3 protein-coding genes are annotated in these 3,518 nt (G+C 63.2%); all 3 read right to left on the reverse strand.

Annotated elements, in window-relative coordinates; translation table 11 throughout:
• Positions 1 to 765: 765 nt before the first annotated feature.
• Positions 766 to 1,152, reverse strand: a complete 387-nt coding sequence (locus tag IF20_RS38765; RefSeq protein WP_234427007.1) for a YwqJ-related putative deaminase — start codon at positions 1,150 to 1,152, stop codon at positions 766 to 768.
• A complete protein-coding gene (locus tag IF20_RS36810; RefSeq protein ID WP_052869792.1) occupies positions 1,145 to 1,621 on the reverse strand; it encodes an SUKH-3 domain-containing protein in 477 nt (158 codons plus the stop codon). The genes IF20_RS38765 and IF20_RS36810 overlap by 8 nt, the downstream gene beginning before the upstream one ends.
• A 32-nt stretch (positions 1,622 to 1,653) precedes the next feature.
• Positions 1,654 to 3,518 (reverse strand): YwqJ-related putative deaminase (locus tag IF20_RS38770; RefSeq protein ID WP_199896929.1); only part of this gene is annotated, 1,865 nt, incomplete at its 5' end.

Consider the following 3,518-nt stretch of genomic DNA (forward strand, 5'->3'; position numbering starts at 1 on the left):
TGCGCGTCGCTCAGTTCATGTCGTCGCACCATGCCGGACGCATGCCCTCACCACGGCCTGGTCCACCCTGCTGACAAGAGCCATCAGAAACGACCTAGGCGTGTTTGAGCTCGCGGTAGTCGTGCTCGATGCGCATCGCAGTTTCGCCCAGTGCCCAGGTCCGCCGGCTTGGTATCGGCCGGCAGGTTGGAGAACCAATACTCGGCGGGTGTGTCGGCATCCCCGCGTCGTATCTCCTGTTCCGGCAAGCGCTCCGCACTCAAGCGTCTGCCTTGCCGGAACCGTCAACAACGCCCTGTCCCGCAACAGCTAGCGAACTCACGACAAATGCCGAGCGATACGCGACCGAGTCACCGTCGATCACCGTGGAGCTCCACCTCGACGATGTACTCCGTCTCGCCGTACGCGACGCGGCCAACGGCCTGCCCATACTGCGCCCACCTGTACACGACACCGACGAGAACGGCCGCGGACTTCGCCTTGTTGCCGCACTGTGCTCCGATTGGGGAACCGCGCTCCACGAAGACGGCACCAAAACCGTGTGGGCGTCGTTCCGCCTACCCCGCTCGCCATTCATTTGAACACTGGTCTACGTGCGCATCGCGCCACGGCCATACCAGCTGTGGCGTGCAGGCCGAGAGTATCGAGCCCACTCCCTCGACGGACCAGCCAACTCGGCAACGACACCGCATCACGCCGTCCGACCGGTTACCGAGAACCAAAAGCCCCATACGAGTAGCGGCTGTTCAAGGGGGCTGGCCAGCTTCAACGCATCACGCGCACGCCCAACTCTTGCAACAGAGCCGAGCAGACACTGCATGGATCGGTGACCTTTCCGTGCTCAGGGTGCCCCTGGCCGCGGACCTTCCGGGAGATAATGGCGGAACCCTCGAAATGCTGAGCCGCCTCCCGCAGGGTGGTGGAACGACCATCGCTTCGCACGGCGTCGAGCGCCCACAGCTGATCCGAAATCAGAGCCGATTCAGCGCAACGCCCCGTGAAGGATTTGCGTTGCCTTTGCGATAGGGCTCCCGCGAACTCCCAGACGGCCGGATGAAGGTTGGGCCGCCCGTCCCCCACCAAACTCGTATGACTGAGGACCTTGCCGTCAACCAACAAGGAAGACGCCACCGCCGGAAACTGCTCAGACAAAGTAATCCTCCGCATCAGGGTCGTCGACGCCGAGCAGAAACCTGGAGAAGGCATCATACTCATTCTGCCCCAGGTAGTAACCCCCAGTGTGATGCAGGTGGAAGAAACGCCCTTTCTCATCTACCAGCAGAAGCCCGCCCTCTGCCGCTTCATATCCGACGGGGAAGAGCTGCTCCCCGAGCCCGGATGCCAGCTCCTGGATCTCCTCCGCATCGCCTTCGTAGCCGATCGTCGGCTTCATGACCCACGCGAACCGTGGGGACGTTGGATGGTCGAGGCGCAGCAAGCCAAAAGTGTGAACAATGCGCACGGCTGCAGGCACAGGCGTCAGGGGTACACCTTGGCGCTCGGCGTCCTGCATCCGCACGCGAATGAGTTCCTCAGCCTGTTCTCCGATGTCACGACCCGGAGTCCAGCCGCTCCTGGCCAGCCAGTCACGCACTTCGAGTGTCGGTTGATCGGGTCCCATTCATCGTTCCGTTCTGTGATCTGCAGTTGTTATCAGGGTACGCGAATACCCAGCTGGGGCAGTATCTGCCCGCATGTCTCACATGGGGGCAGAAAATCACCATGCGATCGAGCCAGCTCACCGGTCTGGCGATCGTAGAGGTCACCGATCTGCCGCGTGTGCATCACACTACCTTCGAGCACTCTCTTCGCTTCCTCCGTCGTGCGAATGGACGTCCCTGTCGGGTCCAGCTGATGCAGCCTGTCGCTGATCAGTGAGATTTCTGCACACTTCCCGTGACCCAATCCCTTCTTTATGCCAGGAGTAGAGTCCGCTCTTTCAGCTATTTCTTTCAGCATTCCATCAAGGACTTGATGCGTATGCGGAAGTTTCTGTCCATTCATCTTCGTGGTACTACTATGAGAAGTAATCACATTGTCATGCAGGAAGCTTCCCGCACATCCCTTGTTTAGATGATTCTTCCCAGTAGGCGCCTCCCCTGGCGGGGTGTCGAAAGCGTCGTCTGCAAGCTCTGCCGACTCACGCTCCAGAACGGACAACTGATCTTCTGGCGACAGGTGCGAAACGTCCAAGGCGGAGCGCCGATGATGACGCATCTTGTCGGCGCTTCCACCATGCCAGTCAGGCTGAGGGTCTATGTGGCTGCCATGAGGCTCGCCGCCACTGCCGTCGGGGCTGCGATGATGGGATTCGCCGAAGTCGTTGGTGTCGTGACCACTAGGCAGCCCGTCGTCCCCGAAGTTTTCGAAGTGCGAGTGATGAGCGTCGGAGGCGCCATGGTGCGCACCGTCATCGGTCTCATGGTGACCGAGGTCATCACCGCGGTCGTTGGGTGTGCGGTCGTGGGACCCGGCAGAACCGTCACCGTGACCGTATCCGCTTGAGCCGTCCCCGTGTCCGTCAGCAACACCGCTGGGCTCGTGACTCGCGGAAGGACGAGTGCCCAAGTCGTCAGCGCTACTACCAGGCAGATGGTCTCCCAGCCCGCGACCGGGAAGATGATGACCAGCCTGCCCCACCGGGAGGTGATCACCCATACCGCTGTTGGCCAGATGGACACCCGCAGTGGCGCCGGGGATGTGGTCGCCGGCGCTGGCGTCTGGAGTGTGTGCGTCATCACCAGCGCGACCGACATCGCCCAGGTCCTTGTCAAGGCTGTCGCCGAGCCTTACGTGGCTCACGTCATCGGTGGTGTGGGCTCCCGCGCCGACCAGGGCGGGCGCCTTGGCCGGGGTCTCGATCCGCGGGGTGTCCGCTCCTGCGTGGGGAGAGGCGGTGGGGGAGCCTTCCTTGGGGGCGTCGTCGATGCTGTGGAGCACCTTGCCGTGTTCGTCGAGGAGGTTGCCCTGGCCGTCGAAGTAGCGGGCCGACTCGCCGGGGCCGGTGCCGTCGGGCAGCCTGAGTGAGCCCTCCGGTAGCTTGATTGCGTCCGCGGGCAGGGCCGAGACGTCCACCTTCCCGATGCCCTTGAGGCTCTTCGCGATGTCGCCGACCTTGGACAGGCCCGCCCCGGCCGCCTTCCCCACGTACGTCATGGGGTCGATGACCTTGCCGACCTTGCCCGCCATGGAGATGGCCCGGGTGACTGCGCCGGCCTTGCCCACCCCGGCCGCGGCGCCGCCCGCACCACCGGTGAAGACCGTGGTCAGGACGTTGAAGGTGACCCCACCGGCAGCACGGGCGGGATTCTTGCCCCACTCATCCCAAGCGACCAACGCCTTGCCGGTCGCCTTCAGCGTGTTGCGCGATTCACGGATCCACGAAGGCAACTGGTCATCCGGCAGCGTCCCGAACAGCGTCTGCACGCCGGGCGAGACAGCGAAAGCCAGGCCGGTCACCAGCTGCGCCAGCCCCTTCCACGCCTGCCCCGCAGCATCCCAACCATCAACACCCACCA

Source organism: Streptomyces niger (assembly GCF_000718305.1).
Lineage (GTDB): Bacteria > Actinomycetota > Actinomycetes > Streptomycetales > Streptomycetaceae > Streptomyces > Streptomyces niger.